Origin of the sequence: Chloroflexus sp., assembly GCF_034435895.1 — a bacterium.
Lineage (GTDB): Bacteria > Chloroflexota > Chloroflexia > Chloroflexales > Chloroflexaceae > Chloroflexus.
Window position 1 is genome coordinate 1 of the sequence record NZ_DAOTWH010000187.1, and the last position, 15,333, is coordinate 15,333.

Below are 15,333 nucleotides of genomic sequence, written 5' to 3' on the forward strand. Positions count from 1 at the left end.
ATGAGCGCGTGACCGTAGACTTGGGTAGTGTCAAAGCCGGTGCCGCTGCCGCCGCAGCCATCGCCGGCAAGGCCGAACACGGCCCCCTCCAGTGCAGGGGGGCACGTTCCCGGTTGATGCACCCACGGCTGCCGGTTGGGAATCGTAGCTGAAACTGAGGCAGGCGGAACCAAACTGCCGATCAGCCAAAGCAGCGCGATCGTGCTTACCAGCGAACCGGCGATCCGGCCAAGTTGCGGAGATATTTGACTTAACTGCACGATGACCCCCTCCCCTTGCGTGAGTGACGCATGTAGTGTAAGGGTGGGAGTTTAACAGCTTTTGAATCTTTTGTGAACTATGGTGAAGATTATGTCATTATTAATCGCTTGGTCATGGTTGTTCGGCTCTAAGGTTTCGGTGGCGCCGTCAACACTACGCCAATACAACACGCCATCATGGAAGATGGGACCGCGCACTGGGGGGTGCCAGAATTGATCGTAGACGTTTCGGTTGTGATAGTACAAATAAAATCCCGGTCCCAGCAGATAGGTGTCCTCCTTGGGTGTGAAACCATTGTCTTGCTGGAGGCGCATCGCTAGACCCGGCACGGTGTCTGATCCAGCCATTCCACCAAACTCGCCATTGCTCCCCGATGATAGCGCTGCACCCAATTCGAGTTGCTCCAGTCGATCGGGCCATCACGAATATCAAACAGGGTATGCTCGGCATCCTCGGCGATGTAGAGGCTCGCGCTGTAAGGCCAGCGCACATTGTGCGCGGCGACGGCATCGAGGCCAATCCGTTGCAAATCAGGCTCGCTATCGGCGACAATGACGTGGACCGGAGCGGCAATTGCACCGATCTCATCCGGGCCGAGCAAATTTGAGAGCAGCGCCACCCCGCATGGCGGAGTTGCGGCGACATACTCGGCAAATGAGGCTGCGACATAGCGTGTGCCAATACTCTGCGCCACAATAAACACCCGCCGCTGGTCGATGCCGGGTTGGGTCACAGCCGCGCGATAGGCAGCCAGCGCATCTGCCGCTTCACAACAGCCATACGAGCCGCCGCTCTGACCCGTGCCGCGTTTATCGAACCGAAAGACGGCATAGCCGCGCGCGACCAGCAGCTCGGCCAGATAGCCGTAAGCGTCACGATCAACCGGCCCGGAATGGTGGATGATCACTGTCAAGGGTGGCAGAGCAGGTTGGCGCGGCAGCGTCAACTCGCCGGCAAGGGTTACGCCATCATCGGCGGTAAACAACACTGCGCGCCGCTCGGCGCTGATCGGGTCGAGGTTAGGGGTAGGCCGCGCCTCCGGGAGGCCGGCGGGGGCGCAGCCGGTAACGATCAGCAGTGTGCTCAGCCACCACGCGATGCTACGGAACCGTTGCGCTCTGTGGGGCCAACGCGATAATCGCGCCATCAACGCTCTTCCAATAGACAATGCCATTCTCATCGATTGCCGGGCCGAAGACGGGCGGAGTGAAAAAGCGATCGTAAACATTTTGACTGGCATAATAGATATAGAATCCCGGCCCAAGTTGATAACCGTCGTCATTAGCGAAGTGGCTGGTTGGGCAATAGTGTTGGACGCTAGCACGTTGATCGCACGTTCCCGGACGGATGGTATTGGAGACAGCGACCAATTTACTAGTGAGAATCGGATTGCTTACACTGCTGCCGCGGCTAGGCGACCGATCGGTGATTTTTACCGCAGCCATTCCCATCCAGTGCGAGTAGAAAAGCGCATCGCTGGCCATGGTCATCGCGCCAAGTTCATCGACTGGCATACGCCACTGCCAGCCGTTTTTATCGACGTCGATGAAGCGAATATCGCCATTACTTATGTTCATTTCACCAACTGCGCCTTCTTCCCGATTATCACAATTGCTTGGCGAGAGACAAGCTTGGCTGTTGCGCCACGTGACATACGCAACCTCACTCCCGTCGCTTAAGCGCCGGATGACCGCTTGCGGCGGGGTTGAATAGTAGTCACCGCCATTGCCAATGCCACCCCCCAAGACCGGCGCAACGTAACGTGGTTGGCCGTTGGCAAGATCGAGTACGAAGAACGACTGGTAGGTAGGGCTTTGGGTGAGGAACTGGCGAATTTCGGCCAGCGTATCGGTTTGACTGATTGGCGGCTCCCATGTCAGCTCCCACATAAAGTAGGAACGGATAATCACAACGCCATTCACCTCTGATATGGCCGGATAAGTATCAGGGAAAGCAACGCACTTACGCCTTGGATCACGTCCTGCGTTAACCGTCTGGCTCCAGACGAGCGAACCGTTGCTCGCGCGCAGCGCGCGCACCGTTTTATCTTCGGCTGCGATGATCACCATGCCGCCATTGGCGGCAGTGTGCGCCGGTGAGGCAAGGATGCCGGCGCCGGGGTCGTATTGCCAGCGCAGTGTCAGATCGGCTGCATTGAGTGCGACTAACCGGCCGCTCGTTGCGCGATAGTTGTTGCAATCTTGGTTGTTGTTCGTGATCGATCCGACATACACGGTATCATCTACCAACAACGGTGACATTTCGATGGGGCCGCCAACGTCATACGAACCAATGATCGTGCCGTCATTGGCATTCAGGCTATAGATACGCCCGTTGGTCGAGCCGACAAACACGCGCCGTAGGCCGGGATGATAAGCGACCGTACCGAGCACCTGCCCGCCGACCGAACGGCTCCACGCTAGCGTGCCGTTGCTCGCGCGCAGCGCGCGCACAATCCCATCGCTATGACCAACAAAGACGAGACCGTTGCCGATCACCGGCTGTACCCCTTTTGGCAAGGCCAGATGGTCGTTTGCCGGGCCGGCATCGCCACTGCCAGCCGGCCCGTTCCAGATCCAGCGAAACTGGTAAGGGCCTTGGACAACGACCGGGGTGTAGCTGGTTCGTTGGGGATTGCCGGCGAGCTGATACCAGCCTACCGGTGACGATGGCGGCGGGCCGATGATAAGGGGGAGAAAGACGCGCCGTATGGTTTGCGCAAGAGTGCTGCCAGTAGTCGTAGGAGTTGGTAACGTTTCATGGTTTGTTGGAGAGATGACCGCAATGCTTGGCGTGTATGCGCAAGTGGCAAGTATGCTGATGAGGCATAGACTAGTGATGAGACGTAGGAGTGCTAACATTGGCATTCTCCTTTACAGTCGTTTTTATCAAGAGTGTTGGCAAAGATGGAGCTGGAAGGTGCTTTCATTGTAGCTAGATGTCGAAGCTAGGTGGGTAGTACTCTAGTACCTATTTGATCTGAAGGTTATTTTATGCTTATCTGATTTTTAGAAAAATTTACTAATTTGACACTTGACATTTTGATTTTATTCATTGATCATAAAACTGTGTCATGCTATTACTCGATCGTATTAAAATTTTTATCGTTTATTTGTTCTTGTAAATTGTCTTATCAATTGAAGAAATAACTATTTTGTTGAAGTTAATTATGCTATAATTCTTTAAAATCGATAGGATGTGTTTAATTCCTTATTTGATTATGCAGATCGTTTACGCGAAAGGAAGAACAACATGAGTTCCAAAGGGATAACAGAGCGGATGCATGTCAATCCTGACAGCTTGTACTATCGGGAGCATGTTGCACGTTACGAATTTGCCCGCAATTATATTAACGATGGGCCAATTCTTGATATTGCGAGCGGCACGGGGCATGGCAGTGAATTGTTACATTCGTATTGTCGTGCGATGGTGGTTGGCGTTGATGTCGATCGGCCATCACTGACGGCTGCACGCCGTGGATATTCCAATCCGCGCATCACGTTCTTGGCTGCAAGTGGGACGCACCTGCCATTTCAGGATGCTTCCTTTGCTGCCATTGTGAGTCTAGAAACGATCGAACATATTCAGGAAGACAGAACGTTTTTGTCTGAATTGCGGCGGGTGCTGCGACCAGATGGCGTTTGTATCATCTCTACCCCAAACCGATTGTACTCACTCCATCATGACATTACGAATCCGTATCATGTGCGAGAGTATGTCGAAACGGAACTGATTGAATTACTCTCGTCTTTTTTGGATCAATAGAAGTTTTTTATCAAGGTTTCGTGCCGGCCTATCACGCCGAGGTTAAGACGTATGCTGAGACTATTAGTTCAGTTGTGAACTATTTCATTCGTAAACTCTTGGGTTTATCCTACCCGCAGCCTCACGTAGCTGATATCACCATTTCTAAGCAACCGGTGCCTGATTTTAGCAACTTTGTGGTTGTCTACCGTAAGGTGGTGCTATGATATGGTGACCGGTATTGCTTTTATCGGCTTCACTTCTATGCCTCTGAGAATCGTATTGTGATGTATCAGCTCAGTATTGACATCGCATGTATTCGTTTGGATCCATGCCATTCACGAAAATGTGATATAGTGTTTCATAACGCGCTCCTAATTAATCGAAAAAGTTGATTTCTGGTAGCTTCCCAAGTACTATCAGAAAATCTCCTTGCTCTGCTGGGTGGCTTTTGTTCATCGTCAAGCGAAGATGACCCAAGCATCGCAACGGTTGTAACAAACTCTGCCTAGTGTCGTAGCAGCTTTGTGTGCAGGGGCTAGCACAAAATTACTGTTTCGGTTGTACCCGATACACCGAGACCGTTGCATTTTCATACACGATCTCTAATTCAGCGGCTCCTTGCTGGCTGAGCTCGGCGCGCGCCCCGTCGCGATCGCGCATCACCACATACGAGACGCTAAACTCATCCAACAGGCGCCGGCGTTGGCTGGCTGGCGTCGTTGGATCCAGCACAATCCGCGCGTTCTCTCGTTTGGTGAAGAAGTCGAGCGTTCCTGCCCAGTGGGCAATATATGCCCGCGCATCGCTCCATACCGGCACAAACTGGCCAAATTCGATGTCTGCCAGCACCACATCAGCGCTCGTCGTATGTTGTTGCAGCCATTGCAGGGCGGCGATTTCGTCGTGGGTCAGGTAGTGCGGTTGTTCGTAGCGAGAGAGGTAGACGAAGCGCCAGCCTTGGATGTACACGCTGGTGACGATGCTTAAGCCAAAGACGGCGGCGATCCCAAGCGCCAGCGCATACCGGCCCCGCCGGCGTAATGCCGGGATGAGCTGTTCGTCGATGAACCGGGTGGCGAGCAACACCATCGGCACTTGCAAACCGAGCAGCATGTGAATTTGGAATTTGAGCGGCAGGTACATCAAGAGAAAGTGAACCACAAACCACGCTGCAATTAAGATATCGCGATCATCGGCGCTGCGGAACATTCGCCAGCGGAGAGCGGCAAGGGCGAGCAAGAGCGGCACGCCGAGTAATATCACCAGCAATGCAGGGTTGGGGGTAAACACACCAGCATTGTCAAACTGCTCCAGCTTGCGCCCCCACGTCGGTTCGTTGGCGACCATGTAGGCCAAATAGAGCGCCCCCGGCGCCGAAAAGATCGCTAGTATCACCCCTTGCCGGAAGAGCAGGCCGGGGAAACGCCGGTCGCGCCACCAGATCAGCAGGCCAAAAAGGCCCAAGGCGCTGTAGACAATGAGCAGATCATAGGCATGTTGCAACGCCAACAGCGCCCCCACGATCCCAGCGGCGACGGCGTAACGTAATTGTTGCTTGCGCCACCCCAACCACATCAGGCTGAAAATCGTGATGATCAAGGCTAGTGCCATCGTGAAGTGCGGGAAGGCTTGCATGATCATCAGCGTGTTTGGCTCAACAGTGTAGATGCTGATGGGGAATGGCGCGTCTGGCAAGTTCGCGATATATTTGACAATAACCCAGATCACGCCGAGGCCGCTGCTGGTGCAGATCAGCCAGAAGGCGATCTGGCGTTGGCGCGGTTGATCCACCATGAGTTGCAAAAAGATGATCAAGCTGCCCAAGAGTGAAAGGATCGCTATCAGACGCAAGATGGTGTAGGCGGTGATGTACGATACACCGGTGATGACGCTAAACCGAGCCGTCACTAACCACAGCAAGTTGAAAAACGCCGGTTCGTTTGCTTCCGGTGTCAGCCGGTTCGCAGCGAGATTGGCCTGCGTAAAGCTGCGCATCCACGCGAAATATTGATTATGGTCGGCGATGCCGTCCACCACCCCCATAAATTGGCGATCGGGCGGCGCCGTCACAAAGGCAAACACTATCGGCGCCCAGATCACGATCATCAGACCTAAGATAACGATCCCGTAGAAGCGCCATTCAGCGGTATCGATCCGCCATCGCTGTTGGGTTTGCTGGCCCGTGGCAGTTAACGGATTTGGTTGGGTAATAGCCATGCTGGTTCTCCTGCGCGCTTCTTACTGGCGTGATCGCACAATCATAATCAGACCGCCAATGATGCCGATGCCGGTCATGGTCAATGCCAATGCCATCCCGATGGCCTGTAATCCTTTCAACTCCCAGTGCATCGGTTCTTGCAAAGCCGGCGCATTGCGTGCTTCGTCCGGCAATGCTATCGGTGTGGCGATGGGCGCAACCGCAACGCCGGCTGCCGTGGTTGGCGTTGCGGGTTGTGGGGTGGGGGTAAAGAGCGGTAAGCCGGGCCGGGCTGGCAGATTGAGTTGGGTAGTACTGTACCACATCTGATAAAAAGGTTGATCTCCCGGACGATCTGCGTCAAACAAATGCGACCGGGTAAACCAGACGGCATGGAGTTGATTGCCATTGTAGACTGCCAGCCGTGGTAATTCTGGATACCGTTCGTTTTGCATGATAATCTGTGGTGGCAGCCAGCGTACGCCATCAAACGTCATGTGAATCAACGCCGGTGGGGTATCGATGTTGGCTACTCCCGTAAATCCAACCATCAGCAAATGGACATTATCGGCGCTATCAGTTGCTATACTGTAATAGTCAAGGTTGTTGTCATTGATGTTACGAGCGCGCACGTAGGGAATCTCGGTTGCCGGCAGCCATGTGTTGCCGCCGTCCAGCGAACGTTGGAAGTACACCCGATCGTTGCGTACGCCGCGATAGACTACTGATGGATTCCCGGCTGAATCGACGGCAATCGCTGTTTGTTGCACTGCTTCAAGGGGCGGCCCATTCGAGTCGCCATTGGTTCGCAGTTCGTTGCCTAGCTGTTGGCGGATAGCCTGCACCGCGGCGGGAGGCAACCTGAATTTGACCGGATCAGTCCACGTGACGCCGCCGTCGTCTGATCGCCGGTAGACGCCGTAGTGCGGTTGGCCCTGTCCGGCGTACCAGTCCGCCCCCTCATCCCAGACAATATGAATCCGGTTAAAGGTATCGACGCGCACCTGTGGCCGGTTTTCGCCATCGTCACTCTGCGAGAGATTTACCACCGGCGACCATGTGGCGCCATTATCGGTTGAGCGACGGTAAAAGAGTTCACCGCACCCATAGCAGCGCGGGTTGGTGTTTTCGGTCACAATATCGCTCCAGAAGGCGTGCAATCCGCCAGTTTGATCAGCCGCAAGTGCGAGGTAGTAACCTGTATCGTTGATTACTCGCCCCTCAGCCCACGCTTGCGGTTTGCGAGCATCGTTCCAGTAGGCTTGGGTGTAGATAATGCCGGTGCCGGCCCGGTAGAGCAGGTGGAGATTGCCATCACGTCCGAGGGCGATCGCGGTTCGTACCGTATAACCGCCGGTTCCCGGCGCAATCAGTTCACGGGCCGGTTCCCACGTACCGTCAGCATTGCGGCGCCAGTACATTAGCAAGTCAATCGTGCCGCCTTCACGTTGGTCAACGATCAAGCCACCGTACCAGACAGCATGAACGCTGCCATCGGGGCCGAGGGTCATATCAGGCAGCCACGACCATCCATAGCGGCGTTCGAGCTGTTCGAGCGGCACTTGGCCGTATTGCAACGGCGAAATTTCAATCGGTGTTGACCATAATCCTTGCCCGTAAGCAGAGGTGTGAGCGCCGGCTAAGAACAGGATTGAGCACATTGCAGCGAGGAGAACCAGCCGTGCCTTCATAGTGTCTCATCCCTCTGCGCCAATTGGTGAACGCTGATCAGCAACCCCACAAATACCCAGCTATACATCGTGTATTTGTAGCCAGCGACTGTCTGATTGTACAGAAAGGGCAATATCCAATCTCCCAGCGTCATTGAGAATTGGGCGGCAATCCAGCCGGAGGTTGCCACAATTGCGGTCGTGCGCAAGATACCCGGTGGCGCGAGTTGAATCGCGCGCCAACCGTACCAGAGGCTGGCGATGGCGAACCAGATCCAGATGCTGAAGCCGACCACACCAAATTGCGCCAAAATGTCGAAATAATTGTTGTGAGTCGAGCGAGCATCTTCTCGGTAATAGGTCATATTGTAGGGTGCATAGCCAGCTACACCGGTGCCGAACAGCCAATGCTGCTTTACGATCAAAAGGTTTCGTTCCCAGATGTCGAGCCGGCCTAGCCCTCCCTCCTCAAGATTTTGATTGATCACCTGATCGATATGGACTCTACCCGGCCCAACTGCTAAGTTCAAAGCCATAATTGCTACTAAGACGAAAAAGACGCGGCGCGAGGTGAAAAAGGCCATCGCCAACAAGCCCACGATGGTCGGCAACCAACCTGAAACCCAGAGCGAATTGCGCACTGCTGCTAGCCAGAGATGCCAGACTAAGAATGCGCTGCCGGCTAGTCGCCAACCCCAGTGGACGTTGGATTGCAAGTAGATGATACCGGCAAGTGAGAGGCAAAACCATAAGCCCCACAAGCCAGCATCGGTGAGGAAGAAGTGATTGATGTTGAAAATCTGAGCGATGGTCATTAAGCCGCCACAGATAATAAACATGCCTAAATAGGCTTTGATCTGCCATTCATGCTGGATAAACCGCCCAACTAAGAAGGGTATGCTCAGTAGGCCGAGGAATGATAACAACGATGCCATCTGGGCAAAGCGAAAGTTGCCCATAACCCGCCAGTTAAGAATAGGGTCGGCCCACAAGATACCCCATGGTACTGAGAAGATGCAGATCAACATGAACGCCAGCAGCGGTTTGTTGAGCGGCGACGGCACAAGTTGCCACGTCCGCCGTTTGATCATCGCTAAGATCCAGATCCCGCTGAGGGCTAGCGTCAGCAGCATGCTGATCGGCAGCTCGCTGCCGTTGCCTGCCGGTACAGAGATTGGCCGCATGGCGAGGCCGGTGAGCGGTAAGATCAACACAAACCACTCAAACCGATAGAAGAGTAAGGTGAGTCCGATCAGGCCAAGTGGCAGTGCCAGCAACGCTAACCCGATCAGTTGCCGGTTGGTGCCGAACATTGCGCCGATGGCAAGGCTGTACAGCGCCAACCCGCCCACCACGCCGCCGATGATCAGCGGGCGCGGCAGGCGTTCCAGCCAGTGCGGGGTTTCAATGTGGCGCAGAAAAGAAAGCATAGCCGTTACTGCCTGAGTTTACTATCGTTCTGGTGTGTGATCGCTGTGCGATGCCTCAACGCTCGCCTCTCCACTCCCATCTCCCGCGCCAGTTGAGGGCAGACAGAACAAGTGTTCGGTTGTGCCCATTGATCGCTGTGCGATGCCTCAAATCCCGGCTCTCCGCTCCCCTCTCCCGCCTAACGGCGGGAGAGGGGCTGGGGGTGAGTGCCAGCAAGCAGCCCGCGCAGCGGGCTTCGTAATCCCAGCCCGGCCCTTCAGGGCCGGGTTTCGGATCAGATGCTTTGTCCGCCCTTGAACCCAGCAGGAGAGGTTTTACTCCCTCCCCCAGCGGTGGAGGGCTGGGGTGGGGGCTATGAAACACTGCCCTTAAAACCGCTCCGGCGCTACCGGTTGCTGCACCCGCCGCCCAATTGCTGCCCACAGCAGGCCGCCATCGCGCACAAATTGCTCACCGGTGGGATGGTGGCCGCCGCCAGCGGCTACCAAGATGCTGCCGATCGTGACCTTGCCGAAAAAGATGATTTGCAATCCGATCCCTAACAGCAAGGCCGCGATTTGGCCGTAGTGCTTGGCGAAGAAGCGCAGTTTGCTGAAGTACAGTTCGGCCTTCATGCGCGTGACCGCTTGTTTGCTGCTCTGGCCGCCGAAATGGATGATCGAGGATGAAGGAAGATAGCAGATCTGCCAGCCGGCCTGCTTGATCCGGTAGCACCAGTCTACTTCCTCTGTATACATAAAATAGGCTTCGTCCAGCAAGCCGACCTGTTTCACAACCTCGCGCCGCAAGAGTATCGCCGCGCCGTCGAGCCAGTCGGTTGCGTATGCCGTTGAGCCGTCTTTGGTTGGATACTGCCGCCGCCACCGGATCTTTTTGCCGGTCAGTTCGGTCAGCAGGTTTGGGAACGTTGCCCACGATGGCTGCAAGGAGCCATCCGCGTTGAGCAATTGCGGCCCCACGACGCCAATTTCGGGGTGAGCGTCAAGGAAGCGCACCAGCCGGGTGATCGATTCAGGTTGGGCAATGGTGTCGCTGTTAAGCAGGAAGACGTACCTCCCGCTGCAAGCCCGGATAGCCTGATTGTTGGCAGTGGCAAAACCGCGGTTGTTGGGGTTGGCAATGATGAAAACGTCGGGGAAGGCCGCGACCACCGCTGCGACGCTGCCATCACGCGAGCCGTTGTCAACCACCCAGACCTCGGTTTCGATGCCGGCGGCAGCCGCCGGTAGCGCCGCTAGACAGTCGAGCAGAAGTTGGCGGGTGTTCCAGTTGACAATAATGATGCTGATATCAGGCACGGGCCATGTCATAGCGGAGCTTCCTTGGTTGGGCGACTTCTTCCAGTACGTCGTTTAAGCGCGGCACAATCACGCGCCAGTCGTAGCGCGCGGCTACCGCCTGCCGTCCAGTTTCGCCGAGCCGGCGGGCGAGCGGCGGGTCGTTGAGCAGATGGCTGGTAGCGCGGGCGAAATCCATCGGTGTATCGGCCACCAGCAAGTGTTTGCCGTCAATCAGTTCTAGCCCTTCCGCCCCTTTGCTGGTGCTGACCACTGGCACCCCTAACGCGAGCGCTTCGAGAATCTTCAGCCGCGTACCGCCACCCTCTCGAATCGGCGTCACTTCCACCGCATGGCGCGCAATCACGTCACGGATATCGTCTACGTAGCCGGTATACTCAACTCCCGGCACGTCCGGCAGCGCGGCGCGCTGCTCATCGGTGACTCGTCCGGTGATGCGGAAACGAGCTTGGGGATGGCGGGCGCGGATCAAGGGCCAGATAGTGCGCAGGAAGTAATCGACTGCGTCGAAGTTGGCGCTATACGAGAGCGCACCGGGATAGATCAGCGTATCGGGTTCGGGCCGGTAGCCGTAAGCGGCGCAAGCGGCACTGTCAACCCCGTTGGGAATGACCGTAATCACCGGAGGGGGTGAACCGGCGATCTGGCGAGCAAGTTCCGCTTCCCGTTCGGAAACGGTGGTAATAGCCGCAAACGCCGGTAAGATCGTTGATACGTAGCGGCGATGCTGAGCAGCCGTCAGCAAGCTTCGCAACCGGCGCAAGCCCGATTGGTGGCGATAATCTTCGAGGATGGAAGCGAGCTCCAATTCCTCCAATACCAGTGGCGTATTGCGCACGAGGCAGGCATACGCGGCGACATCGATCTCTAAAGCGAGCACCACATCGGGTTTCCAGCGGATTGCCGCCGCCACCACTGCTTCAGCAAAGGCGTTGCTCCAGCGCACCCGCACCGACGTCGGCTTCGGGCTGGTGATGCTGCCTAACCGGTCGCTCAAGGTTAAGGGCCGATCGGGTCGCTCAAAGGCTTGCCACGTGCGACAGAGCCGGCTGATCTCGTTGGCTTGCACCGCAGGAGCCGGCCCTTGGCTGAAAGCTAGCAGGTGCAGTTCGTGTCGGGCCGCTAAGCTGCGCAGAATCGCCATCGCTCGCAAGCGCGAGCCGTTGTCGTCTGGTTCAGGCCACCACGTTGAGAGGATGAGGATGCGCATAGGATTGTCCTCGATATGGATCTAACGCTAGCCGCATGTGATGCTATTTTAGAAAGACCCTTCTTTAGGCACGTGTGCTCTGGGTTGGCTTGGGCGAGTTGCGAGCAATGAATGGTATAGTTCGATGACGCGCTGAGCGTTTTTTGTCCAAGAAAATTGCTTAACGCGCGCAAATCCTCGTTGGCGTAAGGTTTCAGCGGCATCAGGATTCGTCAAGAGTTCGACCAGATAGTGGGCAAGCGCTTGATCGTCTTCCGCATCGATAATGTATCCCGCTTGATCGACTACCTCAGGAATTGACCCTCGATTGGAGGCGATAATGGGTGTGCCACAGGTCATTGCTTCTACAAGCGGGATGCCAAAACCTTCGATCCACGATGGAAAGACAAAGACTGCCGCCATCGTGTAGAGCGCGCTAAGATCAGAACGTTGTGGCCGCACGAACATGCGGGCAATGCCAGCCCGGATAGCCTCATGCACGATCGGTAATACATCTGGCGAGCGGGAAAAGAAGATGATTTCGTATTGGTCACGGATGGGCTGTGGTAATCGTCGCCAAGCTCGGACTAAGACTCCCGGATTTTTTAATGCCTCTGCTAAAATAAACGGTTTGTTGAGGTTTAAGCGTTGCCGGACATCGTGTAAGAGTGCGGGATCTTCAATGCGTTGAATGTCATGCGGACAGGCATGATGGACGGCTGCTATCCGTTGCGGCGAAATACCAGAATAGCGCATAATTTGTTGGCGCGAATATTCTGATACTGTAATGATCAGATCGGCTTGTTGCACCGCTGCCCGTGTCATAAGATGGAGATATGTCATCATGGCGATGACCCGCGGTGTTTTTTTATGCCCAGCAATGATCTCTTTCAGTGGCAATAGATTAATCTCATCTTGCAGCGTGATCACACAATAGCTTCCTTTTGGGCCGAAGCCGTAATTTCCAGTAAAATGCGCGATGTCTAGGTTGTCTTGCTGCATGTACTTTTTTAAAAAAAGATCGTAATAGATACTCGACTGCGGCCCATGCCATGGCAATAAACGAACGGTTACGTTGTTTGGTAGATGATGTAACTCGAAAGGCGCTTTTGTGTCAGCGTAAAGCACAATATCATGCTCAACGGCAACCCGTACCAGCGTTTCCGTAAATTGCGCGACGTAGTTTCGCACGCCACCCACTAAGCCATGGGATAAGTACCGTACATCAAGTCCGATTCGCATAGAGCGTATCCTTTGACGATGATCGTGCATCTGATCGATGATTGCCCAGCTCGAGTTGTCGATGATATGGCGCCGGCGCCGCCCCAAACCGTCCCCGCCAGAAATCGAACCATCCCAACCCCATCCCGATCCGGCCTTTGCGTGTCCGCCACTTGGGGCGCAGCCACAGACTGAGGTAGGTGCGCAGGTCTTGCAGAATGAGCGCATTGAGCCACGTGCGCCAGTTAGCCCGCGTGGCTCGCAAGAAGAGCAACCGGTTGCGTGTCATGTAATAGGCGAGATATTCACGGTCAAAGCGGGCGTTGAGCGGGATCTTATGCCAGACTTTAGCTGCTGGCGTGAAATAGCAAGAGTACCCGGCACGTGTGGCTCGCACACACCATTCGGTCTCTTCAAAGTACATAAAGAAGCGTTCGTCGAGCAGGCCAACCTTTGCTAGTGCCGCCACCCGGATCAACATCGCGCAGCCGGTGATGAAATCGACTACACGGGCGGGATACTGGCCGTGATCCTCCGCTTCGCCAGCCATGCGGCAAATGCCGCGCCGCCAGTCGATGCTGCCACCTGCCGACCAGATGCGCTGGGGTGCGTCGTAGTAGTAGATGATCGGTCCCACGGCGGCGATTGGCGGGTCAGTCTCGGCGGTGGCCACCAGCCGTTCGAGCATATCTGGCGCTACTTCGGTATCGTTGTTGAGCAACAGCGCGTAGTCGTACCCCTGCGTTTGCGCGTAGCGTAAGCCAACGTTGTTGCCGGCGGCAAAGCCAAGGTTTGCCCCATTCTCGATCACAATCGTTTGCGGGAACGCACTGCGTACTTGCGCCGGAGTGCCATCGTGTGACGCATTATCGACCACCACGACCGCGTATCGCTCAGAGGGATAATCCAATCGGTAGAGCGAAGCAAGGCAGGCCAAGGTGTCGGCAATGCCGTTGTAGGTCAGCACAATAATGGCGACGCGCGGCTTCATCAAACCCGTTCTCGCATTGCGCCGCGCCGCTCGAGCAGCGCGGTGTAATGTTCCAACAACGTCTGCATTTCGTCGTCAATCGATGGCGGTGGTTGGATGCCATCCCGTAATCGCTCTAACAAGGTCTTTTCCGTCCGCAACCGCTGTAACTGGCGGGCCAAATCGCGGCTGTCGTTCGGCGTGAAGTGTAATCCATCAACGCCATCACGTACCAGTTCGGCCATGCCGCCCAATCGCGACGTAATCACCGGTCGTCTGGCGGCATGCGCCTCCATAATGCTTATCGGGCTGTTCTCGTACCAGATCGATGGCACGACCACCGCATCAACGTTACTTAAGACGGTTGGCAATTGGTCGTGGCTAAACTTGCCCGCTAGGTGGATGTGCGGGTTGTCGCCGATCAGCCGGCGCAGATAGCGGGTATACGCTGGGTGTTGCTCAGTATTGCCGAAGATGGTCAATTCAGCGGTCACATCGCTGTGGGGTAGGCTCTTCAGCGCGGTAATGAGCACATGCACGCCTTTATGCGGCGCGATCTGGCCGATATAGCCGAGCCGTAGGATCGCTCCGGAGCAGATAGGTGGGATATTGCGCAATCGTTCGCGAGCGACGCCTGGCCGTATTACTTGGACTTGTGGCAGTTGCGCGCCGAACAAGCCGGCTAGAAAATGCGATGGCGAAATGATGAGATCAGCTTGCGCCAACGCTACTCGCAACGTCTCACGCCGGGCCTGTTGTTCATCCCTTCCATCATTGCCGGCCAGCCTGACCCATACCCTCCCCGCCAAGCCGCCACTGATCTGTTCCGGCACGCGGTAGCGGCGCCGGTCGAGTTGCAAACACCACGCGCACTCGGCGGGATCGTCTGGTGGTTGCTGGCAGAGCAAACCATCACCGCGCAACAGGGTGATGCGTGGGCAAAGGAACCAGTAGTCGTGGAGCGTTACGACGGTGGCAATGCCCAGCGCATGCGCTGCCGTGATTGCGCCGGCGCCGATGAGATAACCGCTGTGCAGGTGAAGTATGTCCGGTTGCCAGACGCGCATCCGTTCGTGCAGCCACGCCTCGATCGCTGGGTTGGCATAGCTCCAGTTGGCCGGCGCGTCGCGCAGGCCAAGGTGCAAGCGCCATACCGGAATCCCTTCGTAGCGATCAGGTTCGGCCCGCACCCCGAAGGGTTGGGTGGCCGTGAGCATCTCGACGCAGACCACTTCGGCCTCGTGACCACGCCGCAATAACTCGCGCGCCAGCTGCATCGTGTACAACTCAGCTCCGGCGCTATATTTGGGAGGGAAGTGATGAACAGCGAGCAATACGCGCATGATGCC

Annotated in this window: 12 protein-coding genes; 1 reads left to right on the forward strand and 11 read right to left on the reverse strand. The window is 55.9% G+C overall.

Annotated features, from left to right (window positions below; all coding sequences use genetic code 11):
- The 3 genes from U9R81_RS10920 to U9R81_RS10930 form a co-directional block, all read right to left on the reverse strand.
- A partial coding sequence (locus U9R81_RS10920) for a hypothetical protein (RefSeq protein WP_322495484.1) occupies positions 1–260 on the reverse strand: 260 nt, incomplete at its 3' end.
- A gap of 317 nt (positions 261–577) precedes the next feature.
- Positions 578–1,408, reverse strand: coding sequence for an alpha/beta hydrolase (locus U9R81_RS10925; protein WP_322495485.1), 831 nt, complete (start codon positions 1,406–1,408; stop codon positions 578–580).
- Positions 1,362–3,122 (reverse strand): PQQ-binding-like beta-propeller repeat protein, encoded by a 1,761-nt coding sequence (locus U9R81_RS10930; RefSeq protein WP_322495486.1) that lies wholly within the window; start codon positions 3,120–3,122, stop codon positions 1,362–1,364. The genes U9R81_RS10925 and U9R81_RS10930 overlap by 47 nt, the downstream gene beginning before the upstream one ends.
- 391 nt (positions 3,123–3,513) lie before the next feature.
- On the opposite strand from U9R81_RS10930, the gene U9R81_RS10935 reads away from it, so the two are divergent.
- Complete coding sequence (locus U9R81_RS10935; protein WP_322495487.1) at positions 3,514–4,026, forward strand: class I SAM-dependent methyltransferase; 513 nt, start codon at positions 3,514–3,516, stop codon at positions 4,024–4,026.
- A 528-nt stretch (positions 4,027–4,554) separates the two neighbouring features.
- Here U9R81_RS10935 and U9R81_RS10940 read toward each other — a convergent pair.
- The 8 genes from U9R81_RS10940 to U9R81_RS10975 all read right to left on the reverse strand — a co-directional run bounded on the left by U9R81_RS10940 (position 4,555) and on the right by U9R81_RS10975 (position 15,327).
- Positions 4,555–6,225: a hypothetical protein gene (locus U9R81_RS10940; RefSeq protein ID WP_322495488.1), complete on the reverse strand. Its 1,671-nt coding sequence runs from the start codon at positions 6,223–6,225 to the stop codon at positions 4,555–4,557.
- 21 nt (positions 6,226–6,246) lie between these two features.
- Positions 6,247–7,896 carry a glycosyl hydrolase gene (locus tag U9R81_RS10945; RefSeq protein ID WP_322495489.1) on the reverse strand — a complete coding sequence of 550 codons (1,650 nt, stop codon included), beginning with the start codon at positions 7,894–7,896 and terminating at the stop codon, positions 6,247–6,249.
- The gene (locus U9R81_RS10950) at positions 7,893–9,305 is read right to left on the reverse strand and encodes an O-antigen ligase family protein (RefSeq protein ID WP_322495490.1); all 1,413 of its coding nucleotides are present in this window, start codon (positions 9,303–9,305) and stop codon (positions 7,893–7,895) included. The genes U9R81_RS10945 and U9R81_RS10950 overlap by 4 nt, the downstream gene beginning before the upstream one ends.
- A 369-nt stretch (positions 9,306–9,674) precedes the next feature.
- Positions 9,675–10,616, reverse strand: coding sequence for a glycosyltransferase family 2 protein (locus U9R81_RS10955; RefSeq protein WP_322495491.1), 942 nt, complete (start codon positions 10,614–10,616; stop codon positions 9,675–9,677).
- Positions 10,597–11,814 carry a glycosyltransferase family 4 protein gene (locus tag U9R81_RS10960; RefSeq protein ID WP_322495492.1) on the reverse strand — a complete coding sequence of 406 codons (1,218 nt, stop codon included), beginning with the start codon at positions 11,812–11,814 and terminating at the stop codon, positions 10,597–10,599. The genes U9R81_RS10955 and U9R81_RS10960 overlap by 20 nt, the downstream gene beginning before the upstream one ends.
- Positions 11,815–11,862: 48 nt before the next feature.
- Positions 11,863–13,035 carry a glycosyltransferase family 1 protein gene (locus tag U9R81_RS10965; RefSeq protein WP_322495493.1) on the reverse strand — a complete coding sequence of 391 codons (1,173 nt, stop codon included), beginning with the start codon at positions 13,033–13,035 and terminating at the stop codon, positions 11,863–11,865.
- Positions 13,019–14,005, reverse strand: a complete 987-nt coding sequence (locus tag U9R81_RS10970; protein WP_322495529.1) for a glycosyltransferase family 2 protein — start codon at positions 14,003–14,005, stop codon at positions 13,019–13,021. Before U9R81_RS10970 ends, U9R81_RS10965 begins: the two co-directional genes overlap by 17 nt.
- Positions 14,005–15,327, reverse strand: coding sequence for a glycosyltransferase family 4 protein (locus U9R81_RS10975; protein WP_322495494.1), 1,323 nt, complete (start codon positions 15,325–15,327; stop codon positions 14,005–14,007). Before U9R81_RS10975 ends, U9R81_RS10970 begins: the two co-directional genes overlap by 1 nt.
- Positions 15,328–15,333 lie beyond the last annotated feature (6 nt).

Coding starts and splice junctions, on each gene's coding strand:
- U9R81_RS10940 (WP_322495488.1), bottom strand. CDS start 6,225: ATGGCTATTACCCAACCAAATCCGTTAACTGCCACGGGCCAGCAAACC.
- U9R81_RS10950 (WP_322495490.1), bottom strand. CDS start 9,305: ATGCTTTCTTTTCTGCGCCACATTGAAACCCCGCACTGGCTGGAACGC.
- U9R81_RS10930 (WP_322495486.1), bottom strand. CDS start 3,122: ATGTTAGCACTCCTACGTCTCATCACTAGTCTATGCCTCATCAGCATA.
- U9R81_RS10935 (WP_322495487.1), top strand. CDS start 3,514: ATGAGTTCCAAAGGGATAACAGAGCGGATGCATGTCAATCCTGACAGC.
- U9R81_RS10975 (WP_322495494.1), bottom strand. CDS start 15,327: ATGCGCGTATTGCTCGCTGTTCATCACTTCCCTCCCAAATATAGCGCC.
- U9R81_RS10945 (WP_322495489.1), bottom strand. CDS start 7,896: ATGAAGGCACGGCTGGTTCTCCTCGCTGCAATGTGCTCAATCCTGTTC.
- U9R81_RS10925 (WP_322495485.1), bottom strand. CDS start 1,408: ATGGCGCGATTATCGCGTTGGCCCCACAGAGCGCAACGGTTCCGTAGC.
- U9R81_RS10965 (WP_322495493.1), bottom strand. CDS start 13,035: ATGCGAATCGGACTTGATGTACGGTACTTATCCCATGGCTTAGTGGGT.
- U9R81_RS10955 (WP_322495491.1), bottom strand. CDS start 10,616: ATGACATGGCCCGTGCCTGATATCAGCATCATTATTGTCAACTGGAAC.
- U9R81_RS10970 (WP_322495529.1), bottom strand. CDS start 14,005: ATGAAGCCGCGCGTCGCCATTATTGTGCTGACCTACAACGGCATTGCC.
- U9R81_RS10960 (WP_322495492.1), bottom strand. CDS start 11,814: ATGCGCATCCTCATCCTCTCAACGTGGTGGCCTGAACCAGACGACAAC.